The sequence below is a fragment of the Variovorax sp. GW460-12-1-14-LB1 genome, from assembly GCF_059423605.1.
Map to the genome: position 1 here is coordinate 173,342 of NZ_JBWKYF010000001.1, position 21,758 is coordinate 195,099.

The 21,758-nt window shown below is 68.5% G+C and carries 20 protein-coding genes; 4 read left to right on the forward strand and 16 right to left on the reverse strand.

Going from position 1 to position 21,758, the window contains the following annotated elements:
- Positions 1-30 precede the first annotated feature (30 nt).
- From AC07Y4_RS00865 to AC07Y4_RS00885, 5 genes are all read right to left on the reverse strand, one after another.
- Entirely contained in the window at positions 31-1,245 is a 1,215-nt protein-coding gene (locus AC07Y4_RS00865) for a vWA domain-containing protein (RefSeq protein ID WP_487850203.1), read from the reverse strand.
- A gap of 21 nt (positions 1,246-1,266) precedes the next feature.
- A complete protein-coding gene (locus AC07Y4_RS00870) occupies positions 1,267-2,169 on the reverse strand; it encodes an AAA family ATPase (protein WP_487850187.1) in 903 nt (300 codons plus the stop codon).
- A gap of 64 nt (positions 2,170-2,233) precedes the next feature.
- Complete coding sequence (locus tag AC07Y4_RS00875; RefSeq protein ID WP_159274620.1) at positions 2,234-3,025, reverse strand: FAD binding domain-containing protein; 792 nt, start codon at positions 3,023-3,025, stop codon at positions 2,234-2,236.
- Between the two features lie 34 nt (positions 3,026-3,059).
- A complete protein-coding gene (locus tag AC07Y4_RS00880) occupies positions 3,060-5,444 on the reverse strand; it encodes a xanthine dehydrogenase family protein molybdopterin-binding subunit (protein ID WP_487850186.1) in 2,385 nt (794 codons plus the stop codon).
- A 10-nt stretch (positions 5,445-5,454) separates the two neighbouring features.
- Positions 5,455-5,961 carry a (2Fe-2S)-binding protein gene (locus tag AC07Y4_RS00885; protein ID WP_062468730.1) on the reverse strand — a complete coding sequence of 169 codons (507 nt, stop codon included), beginning with the start codon at positions 5,959-5,961 and terminating at the stop codon, positions 5,455-5,457.
- A gap of 187 nt (positions 5,962-6,148) precedes the next feature.
- Here AC07Y4_RS00885 and AC07Y4_RS00890 point away from each other — a divergent pair, with 187 nt between their 5' ends.
- Positions 6,149-7,297: a helix-turn-helix domain-containing protein gene (locus AC07Y4_RS00890; protein WP_307584985.1), complete on the forward strand. Its 1,149-nt coding sequence runs from the start codon at positions 6,149-6,151 to the stop codon at positions 7,295-7,297.
- A 10-nt stretch (positions 7,298-7,307) separates the two neighbouring features.
- On the opposite strand, the gene AC07Y4_RS00895 is transcribed toward AC07Y4_RS00890, so the two are convergent.
- The 9 genes from AC07Y4_RS00895 to AC07Y4_RS00935 form a co-directional block, all read right to left on the reverse strand.
- Positions 7,308-7,685, reverse strand: coding sequence for a nuclear transport factor 2 family protein (locus AC07Y4_RS00895; RefSeq protein ID WP_487850185.1), 378 nt, complete (start codon positions 7,683-7,685; stop codon positions 7,308-7,310).
- A 91-nt stretch (positions 7,686-7,776) separates the two neighbouring features.
- Positions 7,777-9,270 carry a M81 family metallopeptidase gene (locus AC07Y4_RS00900; protein ID WP_495274099.1) on the reverse strand — a complete coding sequence of 498 codons (1,494 nt, stop codon included), beginning with the start codon at positions 9,268-9,270 and terminating at the stop codon, positions 7,777-7,779.
- Positions 9,267-10,403 (reverse strand): ABC transporter substrate-binding protein, encoded by a 1,137-nt coding sequence (locus tag AC07Y4_RS00905; RefSeq protein ID WP_487850183.1) that lies wholly within the window; start codon positions 10,401-10,403, stop codon positions 9,267-9,269. The genes AC07Y4_RS00900 and AC07Y4_RS00905 overlap by 4 nt, the downstream gene beginning before the upstream one ends.
- Positions 10,400-11,680: a Zn-dependent hydrolase gene (locus tag AC07Y4_RS00910; RefSeq protein ID WP_487850182.1), complete on the reverse strand. Its 1,281-nt coding sequence runs from the start codon at positions 11,678-11,680 to the stop codon at positions 10,400-10,402. The genes AC07Y4_RS00905 and AC07Y4_RS00910 overlap by 4 nt, the downstream gene beginning before the upstream one ends.
- 28 nt (positions 11,681-11,708) lie before the next feature.
- The gene (locus tag AC07Y4_RS00915) at positions 11,709-12,416 is read right to left on the reverse strand and encodes an ABC transporter ATP-binding protein (RefSeq protein WP_070063982.1); all 708 of its coding nucleotides are present in this window, start codon (positions 12,414-12,416) and stop codon (positions 11,709-11,711) included.
- Positions 12,413-13,180, reverse strand: coding sequence for an ABC transporter ATP-binding protein (locus AC07Y4_RS00920; protein ID WP_307694425.1), 768 nt, complete (start codon positions 13,178-13,180; stop codon positions 12,413-12,415). Before AC07Y4_RS00920 ends, AC07Y4_RS00915 begins: the two co-directional genes overlap by 4 nt.
- Positions 13,177-14,136, reverse strand: coding sequence for a branched-chain amino acid ABC transporter permease (locus AC07Y4_RS00925; protein WP_495274100.1), 960 nt, complete (start codon positions 14,134-14,136; stop codon positions 13,177-13,179). The genes AC07Y4_RS00920 and AC07Y4_RS00925 overlap by 4 nt, the downstream gene beginning before the upstream one ends.
- 7 nt (positions 14,137-14,143) lie before the next feature.
- Positions 14,144-15,004 carry a branched-chain amino acid ABC transporter permease gene (locus AC07Y4_RS00930; protein ID WP_487850181.1) on the reverse strand — a complete coding sequence of 287 codons (861 nt, stop codon included), beginning with the start codon at positions 15,002-15,004 and terminating at the stop codon, positions 14,144-14,146.
- Positions 15,005-15,092: 88 nt separating this feature from the next.
- The gene (locus tag AC07Y4_RS00935) at positions 15,093-16,298 is read right to left on the reverse strand and encodes an ABC transporter substrate-binding protein (protein ID WP_070063979.1); all 1,206 of its coding nucleotides are present in this window, start codon (positions 16,296-16,298) and stop codon (positions 15,093-15,095) included.
- Positions 16,299-16,512: 214 nt separating this feature from the next.
- Here AC07Y4_RS00935 and AC07Y4_RS00940 point away from each other — a divergent pair, with 214 nt between their 5' ends.
- Positions 16,513-17,277, forward strand: a complete 765-nt coding sequence (locus tag AC07Y4_RS00940; protein WP_062468755.1) for a FadR/GntR family transcriptional regulator — start codon at positions 16,513-16,515, stop codon at positions 17,275-17,277.
- Between the two features lie 12 nt (positions 17,278-17,289).
- Here the strand turns inward: AC07Y4_RS00940 and AC07Y4_RS00945 are convergent, their stop codons facing one another.
- Positions 17,290-17,748 (reverse strand): GNAT family N-acetyltransferase, encoded by a 459-nt coding sequence (locus AC07Y4_RS00945; RefSeq protein ID WP_153286170.1) that lies wholly within the window; start codon positions 17,746-17,748, stop codon positions 17,290-17,292.
- A 20-nt stretch (positions 17,749-17,768) separates the two neighbouring features.
- Complete coding sequence (locus AC07Y4_RS00950; protein WP_487850180.1) at positions 17,769-18,749, reverse strand: LysR family transcriptional regulator; 981 nt, start codon at positions 18,747-18,749, stop codon at positions 17,769-17,771.
- Positions 18,750-18,855: 106 nt separating this feature from the next.
- On the opposite strand from AC07Y4_RS00950, the gene aptA reads away from it, so the two are divergent.
- Both aptA and AC07Y4_RS00960 read left to right on the forward strand, forming a co-directional pair.
- On the forward strand, positions 18,856-20,211 hold the full coding sequence (gene aptA / locus AC07Y4_RS00955; RefSeq protein ID WP_487850179.1) for an omega-aminotransferase AptA: 1,356 nt from the start codon (positions 18,856-18,858) through the stop codon (positions 20,209-20,211).
- A 22-nt stretch (positions 20,212-20,233) separates the two neighbouring features.
- Complete coding sequence (locus tag AC07Y4_RS00960) at positions 20,234-21,751, forward strand: CoA-acylating methylmalonate-semialdehyde dehydrogenase (protein WP_095744313.1); 1,518 nt, start codon at positions 20,234-20,236, stop codon at positions 21,749-21,751.
- The last annotated feature ends 7 nt before the right edge of the window (positions 21,752-21,758 follow it).

The following is a 21,758-nucleotide window of genomic DNA, read 5'->3' on the forward strand; positions in this document are numbered from 1 at the left end:
GGTTTCCTTTGTTCCTTCCTGAGATCCGCGCTATCGGCTGGCGCGCATCAGCGCAGCCAGGCTGGCGGCCAGCTGTTCGAGTGCATTCAGATTGTGGACCGCCAGCATCGCGTCCGCATGGCGGTGCAGCACGGCAGCCCCACGCGCCAGAGGGGCGTAGCCCTCGAAGCGCAGCAGCGGGTTGAGCCACAGCAGCCGGCGCGAATGGCGCTTCAGCCACTGCAGCTCGGTCTCGAGCAAGGCGGGCTCGCCCGTGTCGAGGCCGTCGCTGATCACCAGCACCAGCGTGCGCCGGCCGATGAGCCGGCGCGCATGCGACTGGTGCAGCTCGGCCAGCGAGCCGCCCAGCCGCGTGCCGCCCGCGAAGTCGTCGATGGCCAGGCTGGCGGCGCCCAGCATGGCGTCGGTGTCGGCCAGCCGGAAGGCCGGCGTGAGGTCGGTCAGCCGCGTGCCGAAGGCGAACACGTCGCGCCGGCCGGCGCGCCGCGTGGCGGCATGCAGAAAGGCCAGCAGCAGGCGCGCATAGCGCTCCATCGAGCCCGACACGTCGACCAGCACCAGCAGCGGCAGGGGCTGTTCGCGCCGTGCCAGACGGGGCAAGCGCAGGATCTCGCCGCCAGTACGGGCCGCCTCGTGCAGCACGCCGGGCCAGTGCATGCGGGCGTGCGCGCTGCCCGCGTCGCCGGCCGGGCGCAGGCGGCGCGTGGGCAGCCGGGGTACCGGCAGCGTGATGTCGCGCGCCAGTCGCTCGACCAACCGGTACTCGGCCGCGCCCAGCGCGTTGAAGTCCGCATGCTGCAGCCGCTGGCGGTCACTGGCCGTCATGGCGGCGTCGAACTTGATCTCTTCGTCGGGCTTGGTCGGTGCTGCGGGCTTCACGGCATCGCGCGGCGGGCTCAGTGCCTCGCGCACGCGCGGGCGGCGCTTGGAGGGCTCGGCCTTGCCCTCGGCGCTGGGCAGCATCTGGGCGAGCAGCTTGTTGGCCAGCTCGGGGTCGCGGAACCACGCATCGAAGAGTTCACGGAACACCAGCCGGTCCTGCTCGCGGCTGACCATCACGGCTTCCATGGCGGCGCCCAGGTCGAGCTTGTCTTCGACACCGACCAGGGTGACCGCCTCGGTCGCGAGTGCGATGCGCATGGCGTCGGTGCGCACGCCGGCGCGGCGCAGTGCGCGGCCGAAGGCGGCGATGTTGCCCGCCAGCTTGCCGCTGCGGACGTCGCCGAGTTGCTGGATGCCGGCCATGGCGGGTTCGTTCACACCTTCTCAGGTGGCGAGCGGTTCCTCGGGCCTCAGCAGGTCGGAGGCCAGCTCGTGCGTCAGCGCCGCCACGTCGTCGCGCTGCTTGAACAGGATGCCGGCGGTGTCGACGACCACTTCGGGGTCGAGTTCGACGGTGTCGAGCGCGATGAGCGCCCGCGCCCACTCCACGCTTTCGGCGATGCCGGGCGCGCGCTGGAAGGCGTTGACGAACGGCGCCGAACGCAGCCGCGCGACAAAGGCCGCCACCTGCGCCGACAGCACCTCGCCGGCCTGCGGCACCTGCGCGCGCACGATGGCGAGCTCGCGCTCGCGCTCGGGGTAATCGAGCCAGTGGTAGAGGCAGCGCCGCTTCACGGCATCGTTCAGCTCGCGCGTGCGGTTGCTGGTGAGCAAGGTGACGGGCGGCACCACGGCGCGCACGGTGCCCAGCTCGGGAATGCTGACCTGGTACTCGCCCAGGTACTCGAGCAGGAAGGCTTCGAAGGGCTCGTCGGCGCGGTCGACCTCGTCGATCAGCAGCACCGAGCCGGGCGCCGGCGTCTGCAGCGCCTGCAGCAGCGGGCGGCGGATCAGGTAGTGCGGCTGGTAGACCTCGGCCTCCACGTCGCGTGCAGCCCCCGTGGCTTCGGCCGCACGCATGTGCAGCAGCTGCGCGGCGTAGTTCCATTCATAGAGCGCCTCGCGCTGCTCCATGCCGTCGTAGCACTGCAGGCGCAGCAACTCACGGTTCAGGGCCGTCGACAGCGCCTTGGCCAGCTCGGTCTTGCCGACGCCCGGCTCGCCTTCGAGCAGCAGCGGGCGCTGCAGCTTGAGCGCGAGGAACACCGCGGTGGCCAGGCGGCGGTCGGCAAAGTAGCCGGCCTGCCGCAAGCCGTCGGAAAGGGCGTCGATGGTCGGGAAGATCATGGGCAAGCGTAGCGGAAGACGCGAGGGCGTCGCGCCTTCCGGTGGGCGGCGGCGCCTGGCTGCTTCAGCCGAGTGCTTTGGTCACGGCGCGCTGCGTCAGCACGCTGATCAGGTTCGCGCGGTAGGCGGCCGAGGCATGCAGGTCGCTGTTCAGGTCGCTCGCGTCGATCTTCACGGCGGCAGCCGCCGCTGCGGTGAAGCTCTTGTTGAGCGCATCTTCGAGCCCGGCATGACGGAACACGCCGTTGCCCGCGCCGGTGACGGCCACGCGCACGCCGCTGTCGTACTGCGCCAGGAAGATGCCGACCAGCGGGAAGTTCGAGGCCTTCTGGCGCAGCTTCTCGTACACCGCGCGCTTCGGAATCGGGAAGCGGATGGCGACGATCAGCTCGTCTTCTTCGAGCGCCGTGGTGAACAGGCCCTGGAAGAAGTCGTCGGCCGCAATCTCGCGCTTCGAGGTGACGATGGTCGCGCCCGAGGCCAGCACCGCGCTCGGGTAGCACGCCGCCGGGTCGTTGTTGGCCACCGAGCCGCCGACGGTGCCCATCGCGCGCACCTGCCGGTCGCCGATGCGCGACGCGAGGTCGGCCAGCGCGGGGTACGCGGCCTTCACGTCGGCGTTGTTCGCCACGTCGAGGTGGCGCGACATGGCGCCGAGGGTGATCGCGCCGCCATCCTTCTTGATGCCGGTGAGTTCCTTGATGCCGCCGAGGTCGACGAGCTGCTCGGGCGCCGAGAGCCGCAGCTTCATCGAGGCCAGCAGGGTCTGTCCGCCGGCCAGTGGCTTGCCGCCCGCGGCGATGAGCCGGGCGGCGTCCGCCACGCTGGCGGGCCGTTCGAGTGTGAAGGCATACATGGGGTGATTCCTTCTCTGTTATTTCTTGTGTCGTTCAGGGCTTGGCGGCGGCCTGCATCGCTTCCCAGACGCGGCTGGACGAAGCGGGCATGTCGAAATCCTTGACGCCCAGCGGCGCCAGCGCGTCGAGCACGGCGTTGATGACGGCCGGCGGCGACCCGATGGCGCCCGCCTCGCCGCAGCCCTTGGTGCCCAGCGGGTTGTGCGTGCAGGGGGTGCAGACGGTGTCGAGCTTGAACTGCGGGAAGTCGCCGGCGCGCGGCATGGCGTAGTCCATGAAGCTGCCGGTGAGCAGCTGGCCGGTTTCGTTGTCGTAGACGCAGTTCTCGAGCAGCGCCTGGCCGATGCCCTGCACCAGCCCGCCGTGCACCTGACCCTCGACGATCATCGGGTTGATGATGGTGCCGAAGTCGTCCACCGCGGTGAAGCGGTCGACCTTCACTTCGCCGGTCTCTTTGTCGATCTCGACCTCGCAGATGTAGGTGCCGCCCGGGAAGGTGAAGTTGGTCGGGTCGTAGAAGGCGGTTTCGTTCAGGCCCGGCTCGAGCTTGTCGAGCGGGTAGTTGTGCGGCACGTAGGCCGTGAGCGCCACCTGGCCGAACGGGATCTTCTTGTCGGTGCCCTTGACCGTGAACTCGCCATTGGCGAACTCGATGTCGGCGTCGCTCGCCTCCATGAGGTGCGCGGCGATCTTCTTGGCCTTGGTCTCGATCTTGTCGAGCGCCTTCATGATGGCCGCGCCGCCCACCGAAATGGAGCGCGAGCCGTAGGTGCCCATGCCGAAGGGCACGCGACCGGTGTCGCCGTGCACCACGTCGACGTTCTCGACCGGAATGCCCAGGCGCGCGGCCACGACCTGCGCGAAGGTGGTTTCATGGCCTTGCCCGTGGCTGTGCGAGCCGGTGAACACCGTCACGCTGCCGGTCGGGTGCACGCGGATCTCGCCGCATTCGAACAGGCCCGCGCGTGCGCCGAGCGCCCCCGCGATGTTCGACGGCGCGATGCCGCAGGCCTCGATGTAGCTCGAATAACCCATGCCGCGCAGCTTGCCCTTGGCTTCGGTCGCCGCCTTGCGCGCGGCATAACCGTCGACCTCGGCCAGCACCCGCGCCTTGTCCATGCAGGCATGGAAGTCGCCGGTGTCGTACTGCAGCGCCACGGGCGTCTGGTACGGGAAGCTGGTGATGAAGTTGCGCTTGCGGATCTCGTCCTGGCCCAGGTTCATTTCCCAGGCGCAGCGCGACACCAGGCGCTCCAGCAGGTAGGTGGCCTCGGGCCGCCCGGCCCCGCGGTACGCATCGACCGGCGAGGTGTTGGTGAACCAGGCATCGACCTCGACGTAGATCTGCGGCGTCGTGTACTGGCCCGCCAGCAGCGTGGCGTACAGGATGGTCGGCACCGCGGTCGAGAAGGTCGACAGGTAGGCGCCCAGGTTGGCGTCGGTGTGCACGCGCATCGCGAGGAACTTGCCGTCCTTGTCCATCGCCATCTCGGCGTGGCTCACGTGGTCGCGACCGTGCGCATCCGACAGGAAGCACTCCGAGCGCTCCGCCGTCCACTTGATGTTGCGGTTGAGCTGCTTGGCGGCCCAGGTCAGGCACACGTCTTCGGCGTACAGGAAGATCTTGGAGCCGAAGCCGCCGCCCACGTCGGGCGCGATCACGCGCACCTTGTGCTCGGGCAGGCCCAGCACGAAGGCCGTCATCAGGAGGCGCTCGACGTGCGGGTTCTGGTTCGACACGTAGAGCGTGTAGTCGTCGGTGCCGCGGCTGTAGCTGCCGATGGCCACGCGCGGCTCGATCGGGTTGGGAATCAGGCGGTTGTTGACGAGGTCGAGCTTGGTGACGTGCGCCGCCGTGGTGAACACGTTGTCGACCGCCGCCTTGTCGCCCAACACCCACTTGTAGCACTGGTTGTCGGGCGCTTCGTCGTGCAGCGTGGTGCTGCCGGTTTTCTTCGCGGCGTCGGCCACGCTCACCAGGGCGGGCAGCACGTCGTAGTCGACCACCACGGCTTCGGCCGCGTTCTTGGCCTGCTCGACCGTCTCGGCCACCACCATGGCGACGTGGTCACCCACGTAGCGCACCTTGTTGATCGCCAGGATCGGGTGCATCGGCTCCTTCATCGGGGTGCCGTCGGGGTTGTTGATGAGCCAGCCGCAGGGCAGCCCGCCCATCTTTCCTTCGATGTCCTTGCCGCTGAAGATGCCGACCACGCCGGGCATCTTCGAGGCCTCGGCGATGTCGATCGACTTGATGACGGCATGCGCGTGCGGCGAGCGCACGAAGACCGCATGGCTCTGGTTGGCCAGCGTGATGTCGTCGGTGTAGTTGCCCGCGCCGGTCAGGAAGCGATAGTCTTCCTTGCGCCGCAATGCCTCGCCGATGTGCGGCAGGTTGGAGAAGTCGGAAGCGCCCATGTCGCTCTCCTCAGGCCGTGACCGTGGTTTGCTGGGTCGGCACCGGATTGCCCGATGCCATGGCCTCGCCGCCCATCTTCACGGCCTTGACGATGTTCTGGTAGCCCGTGCACCGGCACAGGTTGCCCTCGAGCAGCTCGCGGATCTCCGATTCGCTCGACTTGGGGTGGTGGGTGCACAGGTCGATGGCGCTCATGACCATGCCCGGGGTGCAGAAACCGCACTGCAGGCCGTGGCATTCCTTGAAGGCCGCCTGCATGGGGTGCATGGTGCCGTCGGCGGCGGCCACGCCCTCGATGGTGGTGACGTCGGCGCCGGCCGCCTGCGCGACCAGGATGTTGCACGACTTGACCGCGCGACCGTTCAGGTGGACCGTGCAGGCGCCGCACTGGGCGGTGTCGCAGCCGACGTGGGTGCCGGTGAGGTGGAGGTGCTCGCGGATCGCGTGCACAAGGAAGGTGTTGGGTGGGGCGTCGACCGTGACCGGCCGGCCGTTGACCTTGAAAGCGACCTGCATGTGGCTGTCTCCGTGAAAGGTGATGGCTGGTTCAGCGAGGCATCTTGGATGCCGCCCTTTCGCACTATCCTAGGCAAAAACCCTTGACACTTGCACAGAGCGCGGGAAATTCTCAAAATGAAACAGCTTGCCAACCGGCCGGCCCGCAAAAGCAGCCCTCCCCGCGCGAAGAAGAACTTTCACGATGATGTCCGCTTCCGCCGTCCCCCCTCCTGCTGAGCGCTCGCTGGCCATTGCGCAGGCGCGCCGCGAGCTGATCGACGGCGACGGCCCCCGCCCGCGCGGCAGCGTGCGGGTCGACCCGGGCATCACGCGCTCCTGGCAGCGCTGCCTGGAGGCCGGCCGCCGGCCCCAGCAGCGCGTGAGCTTCGAGCCCGTGAGCCGCACCGCCAGCCGCGAGGTCACGGAATGCAACCGGGCCCTGGTCACGGCGGCGCGTCCGGTGATCGAACGGCTCTCGCGCGCCATCGCCGACACCCGCTATTTCGCCATCCTGACCGACGCCCGCGGCATCGTGGTCGACGTGGGTACCTTGCCCGACGGCACCGACCCCGCCGCCCGCTATGCGCGCGACATCGGGCGCATCGGCGTCGACCTGTCCGAAAGCGCCATCGGCACCAGCGCCATCGGCACGGCGCTGGCCGAGCAGGAATCGGTGTGGCTGCACCGGGGTGAGCACTTTTTTGACGACACCAGTGTGTACAGCTGCGCCGGCGCCCCGCTCTTCGGGCCCCGGGGCGACTGCATCGGCATGCTCGACCTCACGGGCGTGCAGGTGGTCGAGCGGCCCGAGCTGCGCCACCTGGCCACGCTGTCGGCGCGCAGCATCGAGAACCTGCTGGTGCAGCGCGAGCCCTGCGAGCTGCTGCTGCGCCTGCTCTGGCCCGGCTGCCCGAGCAGCGAGGCCACCGAGGGCCTGCTGTGCATCGACGCCGCCGGCCATGTCACCGGCGCCAACGCGGCGGCGCGGCAGATGCTGCACCAGCCGCTGGTCTGCCACGCCGGCGGCCTGCATTTCAACGACCTGTTCGCGCTGCCGCTGCACATGATGTTCGACGCCGCCCGGCGCGGCGACGCCATGCTCGAGGTGCCGCTGTGGTCGGGCCTGCGGGTGCAGGTGCGGGCCCAGCGCGGCGGCAGCGAGCATGGCGGCGTCCCGGGCATGCCCGGCGACGCCACCGATGGCCGCCCCCGCCTGCGCGACGTGGAAACCGCCCTGATCCGCAAGGCGGTGACCGACGCGCGCGGCAACGTGGCCGAGGCGGCGCGCACGCTGGGCATCAGCCGCGCCACGGTCTACCGCAAGCTCTGGCGCGGTCGGCCGGCGGGCGACTGACCCCACCCTTTCAGGCGCCCACGGGCACGCGGTCGAGAAAACCCGTCACCGCGCGCAGCTTGCCCGCATCGAGCTGGGCGAAGTCAGTGCCCTGGATCAGGTCGTCGGCACCGCTCGGGCCCAGGGTCCACGAGAAGCGCAGGTTGTCGCCGTGCGCCTCGGCCTTGCCCAGCAGATGGAAGCGAAAGCCCGGGTAGCGCTGGTGCACCGCGCCGACCAGCGCGCTGATCTGCTCGTGGCCGCTGGCCTGCGCCATCGGGTCGACATAGCGGGCGTCGGCGGTCCAGCCGGCGTCGATGAGCGCGGCGCGGCGCGCGGCGTCGGTCTCGTTCCAGACGGCGATGTAGCCCGTGGCGATGGCATGGGCGTCGTGGGCGGCGGTGTTCATGGCGACTGTTCCTTTCGAGGGTTCGACCCGCAACAGCGCGGGGTGAAGGAATGGTCGCGGGGCACGCGCCGCGCGTCGATGACGTGGCAGGTTATGCCGGCGCGTCCATCGCCGCGTTCGCATCGAGCGGAAACACCGGCCGGCGCACCTGGCTGAACGGGAACAGGCTGTAGTCCGAGCTGGTCACGCCCGGACTGTCGCACTCCACCAGCGCCGCCGACAGCGGCTCGAACACCGGCCGGCAGTACATGCGCGACTTCAGCAGCAGGAAGCGCTCCTTGCGTGGGTCGAGCCCGGCGCACTCGAACACGCCGATGTCCCACGGCTCCTGCGTGCGCTCGGTGACGACGATGCGCGCCGCGCCGATGTCGAACAGCACGGTGCGGCCCATGCTGCTGCGCTGGCCGGTATAGGTGGGGCCGGTGATCACGTACTCGCCGTCGCTGACCGTTCGCACGACGCCGGTCAGCTGGACGGGCGTCTTCGCGAGGCCGATGCCTTCCAGCGACACCTTGTTGCCCAGCGCCACCGTCACTTCGGCGCCCTCGCCCGCCGCGACCAGCGCGGCCACCGCCTCGGGGTCGCACAGCGGCCCGACGCCGATGCCGTCCAGGCCCTGCGCCAGCGCTTCCTGCAGCACGTCCATGGTGTCGCAGCTGCCGCCCGACATGCAGTTGTCGCCGTGGTCGAGCAGCAGCACCGGGCGCGTGGCGCCGCCGGCGATGAGCTTCGCGCGCGCGACCGATTCGGCCAGCGGCTCGCTGCGGTAGATGAAGGCTTCGCGCTCGGCCCACATCTGCGCCGCGATGCGGTCGGCCGTGGCCTGCGCGCGCGCGGGCGATTGCGCATCGACCACGATCACGCTCATGCACGGCGCCGTGATGTCCGACAGCGAGAAGCCGGCGAGGATCGACACCGCCAGCGACTCGGAGGCTTCCGCCGCGCGCGCCGCCTCGATGGCCCGCTGCATCGCGCCGGTGAACGAGGCGCTGCGCAGCGTGTGCGCCATCAGCGGCAGCTGCCGCCAGCGCATGTGCGGCTGGCTGCGCCCGGCCAGCAGGTCGAACAGCAGGCGGCCGGCGTGCTCGCCGGTCTCGTACATGTCGACGTGCGGGTAGGTCTTGAAGCCGACGATCACGTCGGCGTTCTCCACCATCGCGGGCGTCACGTTGGCATGCAGGTCCAGCGCCACGCCGATGGGCACGCCGGGCGCGGCGGCGCGCAGGCGCACCAGCAGGTCGCCTTCGCCGTCGGTGCTGTTCTGCGCCACCATCGCGCCGTGCAGGTCGAGCAGGATGGCGTCGCAGCCCGGCGCCGCATCGACGATGCATTGCGTGAGCGTGGTGTAGGCCTGCGCATCGACCGGACCGCTCGGGTTGGCCGAAGCCGACACCGGCGTGACGAGTTGCGCACCGGCCGCTTCGGCCAGGTCGATGAAGGCCGACATCGCGGTGCGCATGCCCTCGTTGTCGGCGTAGGCCTGCGCACCGAAGGTCGGGCCGTCGGGCCCGAAGGCCGCGAGCGGCGTGGGCACGGGCGAGAAGGTGTTGGTCTCGTGGTTGAGACGTGCGATCAGGACTTTCATTGGGCAAACTTTCCGGCGCTGCCCAGCATGGTGATGTCGCCGAAGCTGGAGCCGTTGCGGTTGTCGGGACGGAACGCGACCGTGAAGCCATTCAGGTTCATGGGCGGCGAGTTCTCGATGCTGCGGCGCAGCGATTCGGTGGTGATCGGCCCCTTCACGCGCTGCAGCGATTCCGCAAAGGCCTTGGCCGTGATGTAGCCCTCCAGCCCCAGGTAGGAGCCTTCGCCTTCGCTGCCCGCGGCCTTCCTCGCGCGCTGGTATTCGTCGACGATGGGAAAGCGTGTCTTCCAAAACGGCGGCACCACCTGCGACAGCACGATGCCGCGGCTCTTATCGCCGAGTTCCTTGTACAGAAGGAACGAGCTCGCCACCGAGTTCGTGTAGATCTGCGGATGGATGGGCGCGGCCACCAGCGAGCGGATGATGTTGATCGCCGGCGTGCCCGCCGCGATGACGTACACCGCCTGCGCCCCGCTCGCGATGACCTGCTGCGCGATGGCGGGATGGTCCTTTTCCTTTGGATCGAAGCGCAGCGACAGCAGGGCCGGCTGCCTGTTCTTCTCGAGCGCGGCCACCGCGTCCTTCTCGATGCCCTTGCCGTAGGCGTCGTCGCTGGAGACGATGGCGATGCGCGTCACGCCGATGGTCGTCAGATGGTTCATCACACGCGAGACCTCGTCGGCATACGACTCCCGCACGTGGTAGATCGGCACCTTCGGCCCGCGCAGCACCGCCGCGCCGGTCAGCCCGCCGAAGATGAAGCTGTCGTACTTCGCCGCCACCGGCACCATGGCCGCGCCGATGCCCGTGCCCATGGTGGCGAACAGGCAGACGACGCGGTCCGTGCCGAGCAGCTTCTCGGCGTTGGCCGCGGCCTTCTCGGGGATGTAGGCGTCGTCGTAGGTGATCATCTTGACGGGCCGGCCACCGACGCCGCCCGCCTTGTTCAGCTGGTCGAGGAACAGCGTCTGGCCTTCCATGAACGCGAGGCTGTTCGGCGTGAACGGGCCGGTGAGCACCGCGGACTGGCCGACCAAGATCGGTTCTCCGGCCGCCAGGGCCGCCGTCGACGCCGCGACCAGGCCCATCGCCAGCACGCAGTGAAGGCCGACGCGGCGAAGCGCCGCTTTCACGCGGCCACTCCCGCGCTCTGCAGCATCGCCTGCAGCAGCACGTTGCAGCCGGCTTCGAGGTGATCGGGCTGCGCGTCCTCGATCTCGTTGTGGCTGATGCCGTCCAGGCAGGGCACGAAGATCATCGCCGCGGGGCACACGCGCGCGAGGTACACCGCGTCGTGGCCGGCGCCGCTGATCACGTTCATCCACGTCATGCCCTGGTCCTGCGCGGCCTCGCGCACGGCCGTCACCAGCGCGGGCGTGAACGGCTGCGGCGGGAAGTACACGACCTGCTCGGCCGTCGCCTCGACCTTGCCTTTGGTGGCGATGCGCTGCACGGCTTCTTTCAGTGCCGCGTCCATGGCCGACAGCACCACGTCGTCGGCCGCGCGCAGGTCGACGCTGAGCTTCACGCGGCCCGGGATCACGTTGCGCGAGTTCGGGTAGTTGTCGATCCAGCCGACCGTGCCGCGCCCGTGCGGCGCGTGCGCGAGCGCGATGCGGTTCACCTCGACCACGAGTTCGGCGGCGGCCAGCAGCGCGTCCTTGCGCAGCTCCATCGGCGTGGGGCCGGCGTGGGCTTCCATGCCCTGCACCACCACGTCATACCAGCGCTGGCCCAGCGCACCCTCGACCACGCCGATGACGCGCTCATTGGCTTCGAGCACCGGGCCCTGTTCGATGTGCGCCTCGAAGTAAGCGCCGACCGGCGACGCCACCGCCGAGGCGGGCACGGCGCCCGCGTAACCGATGGCGGACAGCGCCTCGGCCACGCTCACGCCTTCGGTGTCGCGCTGCGCAAGCGCATGCTCCAGCGTGAAGGCGCCGGCGAACACGCCCGAGCCCATCATCACGGGCACGAAGCGCGAGCCTTCCTCGTTGGTCCACACCGCCACTTCGAGCGGAGCCTCGGTTTCGATGCCCGCATCGTTCAGCGCGCGCAGCACCTCGAGCCCCGCGAGCACGCCGTAGTTGCCGTCGAACTTGCCGCCCGTGGGCTGCGTGTCGATGTGGCTGCCGGTGGTGATGGGTGGCAGCGCGTTGTTGCGGCCCGCGCGGCGCGCAAAGATGTTGCCGATGGCGTCCACGCGCACCTCGCAGCCGGCCTCGCGCGCCCAGCGCGTGAAGAGGTCGCGGCCCTGGCGGTCCAGGTCGGTGAGCGCGATGCGACACACGCCGCCCTTCTCGGTGGCACCGAGCTGCGCGAGCTGCATCAGCGAGTCCCAGAGGCGCTGGCCGTTCACGCGCAGGGCGCGCACGTCGGGCGCGGTGGAAAGTTCGTTCGTTGTGTTCATGGTTTTTTGCGACGAATGAAGGGTGGGTTCAGGCAAGGCCAACACCCAGATAGCGGTCTTTCACGTCGTGGTCGGCCATGAAGGCCGCGTTGCCGGCCTCGTGCACGATCACGCCCTGCTCCACGATGTAGTGGCGATCGGCCAGCTGCACGCAGACCTCGAGGTTCTGCTCGACCAGCAGGATGGCCACGCCCGCGGCCTTGATGGTCTTGAGTTGCGCGACGATCTCTTCCACGATCACCGGCGCCAGGCCTTCCACGGGCTCGTCGAGGATCAGCAGGCGCGGGTGGTTCATGAGCGCGCGGCCGATGGCCAGCATCTGCTGCTCGCCGCCCGACAGCTGCCCGCCACCGTTGCGCCGGCGCTCCTTCAGGCGCGGAAAGATGCGGTAGATGTCGGCCAGCTGCCAGGGCGAATCGCGCCGCAGGCCGAGCAGCAGGTTCTCTTCCACCGTGAGCAGCTTGAAGATGCCGCGGTGCTCCGGCACCAGGCACACGCCGCGCGTGGCGATGCGGTGCGGCGGCTGGCCCGCGATGTCCGCGCCCTGGAAGCGCACGCGCCCTTTCGTGGGCGTGACGGCGCCGGCAATGCTCTTGAGCGTGGTCGACTTGCCCGCGCCGTTGCGGCCCAGCAGCGTGACCAGTTCGGCCTCGCCCACCGTGAGCGACACGCCCTGCAGCACATGGCTCTTGCCGTAGTGCGCGTGCAGGCCTTCGACTTCGAGGATGTTGCTCATGCCTTGCCTCCCGTGATCATGTTGCCCAGGTAGGCCGTGCGCACGCGCGCGTCCGAACGGATGTCGCCCGGCAGCCCCTCGGCCAGCACGCGGCCCAGCTGCATGACGGTCACGGTGTCGGAGATGTCCATCACGATGTTCATGTTGTGCTCGATCAGCACCACGGTGTGCGCGTCGCGCAGGCCACGGATGAGATGCTTCATGTCGTCGAGGTCGTCGATGCCCATGCCCGAGGTCGGCTCGTCCAGGAAGATGGCCTTGGGCTTCGCAGCCAGCGCCATGCCCACTTCGAGGCGGCGCTGCTGGCCGTGCGAGAGCACGCTGGCGGGCGTGTCGGCCAGCCGTTCGAGACCGACGCGCGCGAGCACCTCGGCCACCGTGTCGGCGCAGGCACGCTCGCCGATGGGTGCGCGCCAGCAGTTCATGGCCTGGCGCGGCGCGATGCCCTGCGCCGCCACGCGCAGGTTCTCGCGCACCGACAGGCTGGGGAACAGGCTCGTGACCTGGAACGAGCGCGCCATGCCGCGCTGCACGCGCTGGTGGTCGGGCTCGCGCGTCACGTCGTGGCCGTCGAACAGGATGCGCCCGCCCGTGGTGGTGCCGGTGCCCGTGAGCATGTGGAACAGCGTGGTCTTGCCCGCGCCGTTGGGCCCGATCACCGAGTGCACGGTGTTGCGCCTGATCTTCAGGTCGACCCCGCCGAGCGCGGCGAACTTGCCGTAGTGCTTGGTGACGCCGATGGCTTCGATGAGGATGTCGCTCATGCTTTTTCTCCCTGTGCCAGCGGCGCCTCGGTCGCGGCCGCCGTCTTGCGGAACACCCGTCGCCAGGCGCTTTCACCCAGGCCCCAGAGCCCACGTTGCATGCCGATGCTCACGCCGATCAGCAGCAGGCCCAGCAGCAGCAGCCAGCGCGGCCACAACGTAGAAAGCCAGTCGGCCAGCAGCACGTAGAAGGCCGAGCCCAGCACCGAGGCGAAGAGGTTGCCGGTGCCGCCGATGACGGTGATGACCAGGATCATCTCGCTCGTGTGGTACTCGGCGTTCGACAGCGGCGCGATGCCGGTCATCATCGCGTGCAGGCCGCCGGCCAGGCCGGTGACGGCGCCCGAGATCACGAAGGCCAACAGCTTGAAGCGCTTGAGGTCGTAGCCCACGGCGGCGGCGCGGTCCTCGTTGTCGCGGATGGCGAGCAGCGTGCGGCCGAAGACCGAGTCTGTCACCTTCAGCAGCAGCGCGAACGCGGCCAGGAAGATCACCGCCACGAAGGCGTAGTACTTCCACGGCGTGTCCATGAAGGCCGGGCGCGGCACGTCGAGCAGGCCGTTGTCGCCGCCCGTGAGCCCCGAGGCCGTGTAGGCGATGAAATAGAACATCTGCGCGAAGGCCAGCGTGAGCATCACGAAGTAGGTGCCGCGCTGGCGGATGGCGACCCAGCCGACCACCGCTGCGCCCAGCGCGCCCATGCCGATGGCGGCGAGCAAGGCGAGTGGCATCGGCAGTTGCAGCCGCGTGAGCAGGATCGCGATGGTGTAGCTGCCCAGCCCGAAGAAGATGCCCTGACCGAACGAGAGCAACCCCGTGTAGCCCAGCAGCAGGTTGCAGCCCAGGGCCGCAAGCGCGTAGATGAGCACTTCGCTCGCGAGCGAGCCCGAGCGCATGAACGGCGGCAGCGCGAGCGCGACGATCAGCGCCAGCAGGAAGGTGTATTTCTTTGGCATGGCGCGTTCATCCTCTGCGGCCGAGCAGGCCATGCGGGCGCAGCAGCAGCACGGCGCCCATCGCGATGTAGATCATCAGGCTCGCCCCCGGCGGCCAGATGGTGCTCATGAGGCTTTGCACGATGCCGATCAGCACGCCGCCGACCAGCGCCCCGCTGAAGCTGCCGAGCCCGCCGATCACCACGACCACGAAGGCCACGCCCAGCGCCTCGACGCCCATGAAGGGCTCGGCCCCGCGGATGGGCGCAGCGAGCACGCCGGCCAGCGCCGCCGTGGCCGCGCCGAGCGCGAACACCAGGCTGAACACGCGGAACACGTTGATGCCCAGCAGCGAGACCATCTCGGTCGATTCGCTGCCCGCACGCACCGCGCTGCCCAGGCGCGTGCCCTCGAGCACCCACCACAGCCCCACCGCAAGCACGGCGGTGAAACCGATCACGAAGAGCCGGTACTTCGGGTAGACGAAGCTGCCCCACATCACCACGCCCTGCAGCAGGTCGGGCGTGGGCACGCTGTTGCCCAGCGGGCCCCAGAACACGATGACGATCTCCTGCACCGCGAGCGCCAGGCCCACGGTCACGAGGATGTGGAACTCGTGCGGCTTGGCGTACACGCGGCGCAGCAGCAGCTTCTCGGCCAGCCAGCCGAGCGCGCCGACGAACAGCGGCACCAGCACGAGCGCGGCCCAGAAATTGAGCCCCCACTGCATGGCCTGGAAGCACAGGTAGGCGCCCAGCAGGTAGAAAGCGCCGTGCGCGAAGTTCACGAAGCGCAGCAGGCCGAACACGATGGACAAGCCAACGGCCAGCAGGAAATACAGCATGCCGATGCCGATTCCGTTGATGGTCTGGAGCAGGTAGACGGACATAGGTGTCGTGGGGGTGGCAAACGTGCAGGCGGCACGCGCCCTGCCCGCGCCCAAAAACGGCGCGGGCGCGGCGCGAAGCCGGGCGGCGTCAGGCCAGCTTGCAGCCGGTCTTGTCGACGGGCAGGAAGGACTTGCCGGAACTGACGACGTCCACGTAGTCGGCCGGGTTGGCCATCTTCGACTTCGCCTTGCCCTTGAGCAAGTAGTAGTCCTTGATGACCTGGTGGTCGGCCTTGCGGATTTCTTCCACGCCCGTGAGGCCGTCGAACTTCATGCCTTCGAGCGCCGCGACCACCGCCTTCGGGTCGACCGTGCCGGCCTTGACGATGCCGTCGATGAGGATCTTGGTGCAGATGTACGAGCCGGCCAGGCTGTAGTTGGGCACGATCTTCAGCTTGTCGGCGGTGCGCTTCACCAGGTCCTTGTTGAGCGGCGTGTCGACCGTGTGCCAGTACTGCGCACCGAAGTAGACGCCGTCGCACAGGTCGGCGCCCAGCTCGTCGAACTGCTCCAGGCCCGAGGCCCAGGCCATGAGGATCGTCATGTTCTTGTGCATGCCGAAGCTCACCGCCTGGCGCAGCGCGGCGGACGACTGCGCGCCGAAGTTCAGCAGCAGCAGCACGTCGGGCTTGGCGGCCATCGCGTTGGTGAGGTAGCCGCTGAACTCCTTGTCGTTGAGCGAGTGGTAGCTGTTGCCCACGTGCTCGATGCCCTTCTCCTGGAAGATGGTCTTGGCCGCGCTCAGGAGGCCGTCGCCGAAGACGTATTGCGGCGTGATCGTGTACCAGCGCTTGGCCTTGGGCATGGACGCGATCAGCGGGCGCACCGTCTGCTCGATGGCACCGAAGGTGGGCACCGACCAGCGGAAGGTGGCGGGGTTGCAGTCCTTGCCCGTGATTTCGTCGGCGCCCGCGGTGGTGATGAACAGGCCGCCGGCCTTCTCGGCCTCCTTGCCCATGGCCAGCGCTTCCGACGACAGGATGCCGCCGACGAAGAACTTCGCGCCCTGCTGCTGCGAGGCTTCCTGCACCTTGCGCACGGCCGTGGCCGGCTTGCCCTCGGTGTCGAGCACCGTGTAGGCCAGCGGCCGGTTCAGCACCTTGCCGTACTGCTCGATCGCCAGCTTGGTGCCCAGGTCGGCGAACTTGCCGTTGGCCGCGAAGGCACCCGACATGGGCACCGGCGCACCGAATCGGATCGCGTCGGTGGCCTGGGCGAAGACCGAGCGGCTCATCAGGAGCGAAGCCGGGGCGGCCGACAGGGCGGCCAGCTGAAGGAGTTGTCTGCGTTGCATGGGGTTCTCCGGTCGTGGTGTGGAAAGTGGGGAAGAAAACACAGTGCCTGCGATCGCCGGCAATTTAAGCGGATAAATAGGATTAATATGTTGGTAAAAACCCGTTAGCAAGCCCCGTGCCCAAACTCAACCCGACCCTGCCGATGACGCCGTTAAGATCGCGCGCTGTTGCGCATCCCGCGCATCTCCCGATGTGCATGGATGGAGCGTTTTGATGAGAGTGGGGCACAACCCTCCGAAGCGGCAAAAGCTCTCGGACGTCATCGTCGAAGACGTCAAGCGATGGATCGTTGCCGAGCGCAAACAGCCCGGCGACCGGCTACCGAACGAGAAGGAACTGATCGAGCTCTTCGGCTATTCGAAGAGCACAGTGCGCGAGGCGCTGAAGGCGCTCGAGGTGCGCGGGCTGATCTCGATCCGCACCGGCCCGGGCGGCGGCGCGTACCTGCAGCAGGTGTCGGTCGACCATGCGTCGGAGCCGCTGCGCAACTTCCTGCACTTTCACCACCTGGACGGCCACCACATCTACCAGCTGCGCAAGGCGCTGGAGCCCGAACTGGCCGTGAGCGTGGTCGGGCGGCTCACGCCCGAGCAGTTCGCGCGGCTCGAAGACAACGTGCGCCTGTGCACCGTCGAGCCCACGAACGAGGACGAGCTGCGCACGCAGCGCGAGGCCGAGCTGGCCTTTCACACGATGCTGGCCGAGGCCTGCCCCAATCCGGTGCTGTCCTTCATGTGCCGCTTTCTCAACGACCTGCTGCGCGACCTCGTCGTCTACAAGAAGGCGCTGGACCACCACCACTTCGGCGAGACCAACGTGGACTACCACACGCAGCTGCTGGCGGCCTACCGCAAGGAAGATGCGGACGAGGTGCGGCGGTTGATGGTGGAGCACATGGTGGATGCGGAGCACCATATGCATGAGATGGAAGCGCACATCGGGGCGAAGCACTTGTTGCTGCCCAGCGGACAGCGATAGCATCACAAAGGTCTAGAAGACCTTGCGGAACCGCTCGGCCCTGCCGAAGCGCACGGCGACAGTGCCGTTCGCCTCGAATCCGCATCGAAGGTAGAACGACCCGGCGTGCGGATTGCCGGTGACGTGGAGTGCCGACGCACCCTGGCGCCGGGAAAGCTCGACACAGTGCGCGACCAATGCCTTGCCGATGCCGCGACGCCATGCCTCGGGCTCGACGAACAATCCATCGAGTTCGGCACTGCCGTCATCGTTGGGCAGCACGACAGCGAACCCCGCCGTCACGCCATGGATCTCTGCCACGAACACCCGGCCATCGACGATCTGGGCGAGAGGCAGTTCGATGGCGTCCGGGTCGGACTGAATCGCCTCGCGATCGCCAGGGTTCGCGAGCGATGCGCGCCGCTGCAAGTCTTCGAGTGCCCGGTGTTCCGACGCAAGTGCAGGGCGAATACGCAGTGGTGTTTCGGTCATCTGGGGTGGTTTCGGTGCCTTCAGATCTTCGCACCGCCATGCGCCTGCTCCAGACACGCCTGAAACGCCAGCACCGCCCGCGAAGGCTTCGGCGAGCGCCGCAGCAGGCTCACGAACCGGCACGCATAGTTGAAGCGCGCCGGCAGCACCGCCTTCATCAATCCGCGCTGCTCGAACACCTGCGCGTAGTGGTCGGGCAAGAACCCAAGAAAGCGCCCCGACAGGATCAGCGTCGCAATCGCCTCCTGGTCGAACCCGGTCGCCTTGCGCGACAACCTCGCCCGATGACTCAGCTCCATGTTCGGCGAGTGATACCCCAGCCCCGCGAAATGGTGCTCGCCCAGCTTCGACCACGTGAGCTTGCCGTGCGGGCTGTCGAACAGCGGATGCCCCTGGCCGCAGTACAGCAGCATGGTTTCATCAAACAGGTCGGCGTAGACGAGGCTCTTCGAGCTGCGGTGCGCCGGGATGATGCCGATCTGGAAGTTGCCCTCCAGCACGCCCTGCTCGATGGCGTTGATGGAACCCACGTGCACCGCCAGGTTCACCTCGGGCGCGATCTCGGTGAAGCGCGCAATGGCCTCGCCGATGCGCGCCTTCGGGTTGGTCGCGGTCTTGTCGAACAGCGCCACGTCGAGCTGCCCGCCCATGCGGTTGTGGATGTCGTCGATGCTGCCGCGGAAGGCGTCGACCGAGGCCAGCAGGCGCAGCGTCTCGTCATACACGCGCTGGCCCTCGGCGGTGAGCGCAAAGCCCGCCCGGCCGCGCCGGCACAGCACGAGGCCCAGGCGCGTTTCCAGGTCTTTCACGTGGCGGCTCACGGTCGAGGTGCCGATGTTCAGCTCCAGCTCGGCCGCCGCCATGCCGCCGCAGTCGACCACGCTCTTGAACACCTTGAGCAGGCGCAGGTCCATGTCGCTGAGCTGCCCCAGCACGGCGCGGTTGCGGGTGCCCTGGGCAGCGTTTTCGTCGGCGGGCGAGGCCTTGGTCTTTACTTGCATGGATCGTCAAGTGAACATTGATATTGCGCCATTCTCCACACTGAAGGCGTTGCGAACAATCGGCGCATCCCTTCACCCCCGGAGCCCGCCCTGCGCGGGATGCGCCATGACCCTCGCCACACCCGCCATCGAACCCACGCCCACCGCGCGCACCGACGCCGCCTGGCTCGAGGCGCACTGGATGCCCTACACCGGCAACCGCAACTTCAAGGCCGATCCGCGGATCATCGTGGAGGCCAAGGGCGCCTACTTCACCGACAACGACGGCCGCAAGATCTTCGACGGCCTGTCGGGCCTGTGGTGCTCGGGCCTGGGCCACGGCCGCCCCGAGATCACCGAGGCAGTGAGCCGCCAGATCGCCAAGCTCGACTACTCGCCCGCCTTCCAGTTCGGCCACCCGCTCTCGTTCGAGCTGGCCAACAAGATCAAGGAACTGACGCCCGCCGGCCTGGACTACGTGTTCTTCACCGGCTCGGGCTCCGAAGCCGCCGACACCTCGCTGAAGATGGCGCGCGCCTACTGGCGCACCAAGGGCCAGGCGAGCAAGACGCGCCTGATCGGCCGCGAGAAGGGCTACCACGGCGTGAACTACGGCGGCATCTCGGTGGGCGGCATCGCGGCCAACCGCAAGCTGTTCGGCCAGGGCGTCGAGGCCGACCACCTGCCGCACACGCAGCTGGCCAGCAATGCCTTCTCGCGCGGCATGCCCGAAAGCGGCGCCGAGCTGGCCGACCGCCTGCTCGACCTGATCGCGCTGCACGACGCCTCGACCATCGCGGCCGTGATCGTGGAGCCCTTCGCGGGTTCAGCCGGCGTGGTGATTCCGCCCAAGGGCTACCTGAAGCGTCTGCGCGACATCTGCACGGCCAACAACATCCTGCTGATCTTCGACGAAGTGATCACCGGGTTCGGCCGCTGCGGCGCGCTCACGGGCGCCGATGCCTTCGGCGTCACGCCCGACATCATGAACATCGCCAAGCAGGTCACCAACGGCGCGCAGCCGCTGGGCGCCGTGGTGGCCAGCAAGGACATCTACGACACCTTCATGGCCGCCGGCGGCCCCGAGTACATGCTCGAGTTCCCGCACGGCTACACCTACGGCGCGCACCCCGTGGCCTGCGCCGCCGGCATCGCGGCGCTCGACGTGCTGCAGAAGGAAGACATGATCGGCCGCGTGCAGACGCTGGCCCCGCACTTCGAGAACGCCGTGCACAGCCTGAAGGGCAGCAAGCACGTCGCCGACATCCGCAACTACGGCCTGGCCGCCGGCATCACCATCGCCGCGCTGCCGGGCGAGCCCGCACGCCGCCCCTACGAGATCGCGATGAACTGCTGGAAGAAGGGCTTCTACGTGCGCTACGGCGGCGACACGATCCAGCTCGCACCGCCCTTCATCGCCGAGAAGGCCGAGATCGACCGCATGGTCAATGCCCTCGCCGACGCTCTGGCCGAAACCAACTGATCCCCTTTCGAGACCTGAAGACATGCAACACGACAAGAACGTCACCGCCACCATCGGCCACTTCATCGACGGCAAGCACGTCGGCGGCGGCAGCCGCGTGCAGCCGGTGTTCGACCCCGCCACCGGCCTGTCGGCCAAGAGCGTCGCGCTCGCCGACAAGCTCACGGTCGAGCAGGCCATCGCCTCGGCGCAGGCCGCCTTCCCGGCCTGGCGCAACACGCCGCCGCTGAAGCGCGCCCGCGTGATGAGCCGCCTGAAGACGCTGCTCGAGGAAAACGCCGACACCATCGCCGCCCTCATCACCGCCGAGCACGGCAAAGTGCTGGCCGACGCGCACGGCGAGCTGCAGCGCGGCATCGAGAACGTCGAGTACGCCAGCTACGTGCCCGAGCTGCTCAAGGGCGAGCACAGCAAGAACGTGGGCCCGTCGATCGACTCGTGGAGCGAGTTCCAGGCGATGGGCGTGGCGGCTGGCATCACGCCGTTCAACTTCCCCGTCATGGTGCCGCTGTGGATGTGGCCGATGGCCGTGGCCTGCGGCAACACCTTCGTGCTCAAGCCCTCGGAACGCACGCCCTCCTCCACGCTGTTCATGGCCGAACTCGCGCTGCAGGCCGGCCTGCCACCGGGCGTGCTGAACGTGGTCAACGGCGACAAGGAAGCGGTCGACACGCTGCTGACCGACCGCCGCGTGAAGGCCGTGAGCTTCGTGGGCTCCACGCCCATCGCCGAATACATCTACACCACGGGCACGGCCCACGGCAAGCGCGTGCAGGCGCTCGGCGGCGCCAAGAACCACGCGGTGGTGATGCCCGACGCCGACATCGGCAACGCCGTGAGCGCGCTCATGGGCGCGGCCTACGGCTCGTGCGGCGAGCGCTGCATGGCGATCCCGCTGGTGGTGGCCGTGGGCGACGCCACGGCCGACGCGGTGGTCGAGGGCCTGAAGGTCGAGATCGCCAAGATGAAGGTCGGCCCCGGCACCGACAACGGCAACGACATGGGCCCGCTGGTGACCCAGCCGCATTTCGAGAAGGTCAAGGCGTTCGTCGACGCGGGCGTGGCCGCCGGCGCCAAGCTGGTGGTCGACGGCCGCGGCATCCAGGTCGAAGGCCACGAAGGCGGCTACTACCTGGGCGCCTGCCTGTTCGATCACGTCAAGCCCGGCATGACGATCTACCAGGAAGAAATCTTCGGCCCGGTGCTCGGCGTGGTGCGCGTGAAGACGCTGCAAGAGGCGATGGACCTGATCGACGCGCACGAGTACGGCAACGGCACCTGCATCTTCACGCGCGACGGCGAGGCCGCGCGCTGGTTCAGCGACAACATCCAGGTCGGCATGGTCGGCATCAACGTGCCGCTGCCGGTGCCCGTGGCCTACCACTCGTTCGGCGGCTGGAAGCGCTCGCTGTTCGGCGACCTGCACGCCTACGGCCCCGACGCCGTGCGCTTCTACACCAAGCGCAAGACCGTCACGCAGCGTTGGCCTTCGGCCGGCGTGCGTGAAGGGACGATGTTCTCGTTCCCCTCGAATCGTTGATGCGGTC